This window comes from Oleiphilus sp. HI0128, assembly GCF_001635365.1.
Genome location: NZ_LWGG01000064.1, coordinates 1 through 1,052 on the forward strand (window position 1 = coordinate 1; position 1,052 = coordinate 1,052).

At 41.0% G+C, this 1,052-nt stretch carries 2 protein-coding genes; both read right to left on the reverse strand.

What is annotated here, in order from left to right; genetic code table 11:
* The coding region (locus tag A3763_RS00870; protein ID WP_156494789.1) for a DUF4124 domain-containing protein at nucleotides 1–282 on the reverse strand (282 nt) is incomplete at its 3' end.
* Nucleotides 276–713 (reverse strand): DUF4124 domain-containing protein, encoded by a 438-nt coding sequence (locus A3763_RS00875; RefSeq protein WP_068759817.1) that lies wholly within the window; start codon nucleotides 711–713, stop codon nucleotides 276–278. The genes A3763_RS00875 and A3763_RS00870, both read right to left, overlap by 7 nt.
* Nucleotides 714–1,052: the final 339 nt, after the last annotated feature.

A 1,052-nucleotide genomic window follows, 5' to 3' on the forward strand; every position in this document is an offset into this window, starting at 1 on the left:
AACACTTAAGAATATTTGAATTGGTGCAAAATAGGGGTTGTGAACAATAAAGTCAGTTCCATTGTCACTGTGTGAAAGCACGAGATGAGGTTTAAGTGTTTTCTTAGTTTTGCTTTGGTAATTGATACTCTCAACTTTTGTTTGTTTGGAAGCAGGTTTTTTATCGCTATAGTGCCACTTACCATCACTACCTTGATATTTGTATATTTGGGCGTATACGTTTTGAGCCGAGAACGCAAAGATCAATGCTAGCGTCAGCGCAACGAAGCTTATCTTTAGCATCGTTTTTCTATCTCTTTTGCCAGTTTCTGGGCCCGTTCTTTACGCTCTTTTTCAGAGACTTTGACAGCTTGATTATTGTCATCGAGAAAAACAACACGACCTACAATCGTCNGTAAATAAGATCGTGCCCAATTACACCAATCGTCCTTTGTAGGTTGATCCTTTCGTTTACTCTGCCATTGTTCGAGTTTTTGCTGGCGTAATGCGTCCAGATCTTCTGCCTGGCGTTGAAGCTGCTCGGGTGAGCTGAGTTCACTGGTTATATTCATTTTGCTTGTGTCGATCTCGACTTCTTTTGCAGCAGAAGGCGCTCGAGCGTGATCACTGAAATGAACTTGCCCATTGGCGTCAGTCCAGCGAAAAACCTCAGCACTCACATTTGGTAACACCAGTACACAGAGCGTGATAAAAAATAGTAGTTTGGTCTGCACTTAAATACTCCCTTGTCTAGTATGCTTTTTTCATACTAACTTTTATAGTCCCTGATAAGGGAGCTATTCTAACAAAAGTAGCGGTTTATGCTAAAGGAATTGATAAGCGATTTAGGCCGAAGGTACTTGTGTTAGCTAGAGTGAATACTTCTCATTATAGAAATGCTTGAGCTACAGAGGTCTACAGGTTATGTTGTTTCATTAGGATAAAAATGCCGGAGAGATACATGATAAAAGGAACTTGTCTTTGCGAAGAGGTGCAGTATCAATATGATGCTGATATCCAAGAGGTTGCGATGTGCCACTGCCATCAGTGTAAAAAGGCTCAAGGAACGCCAT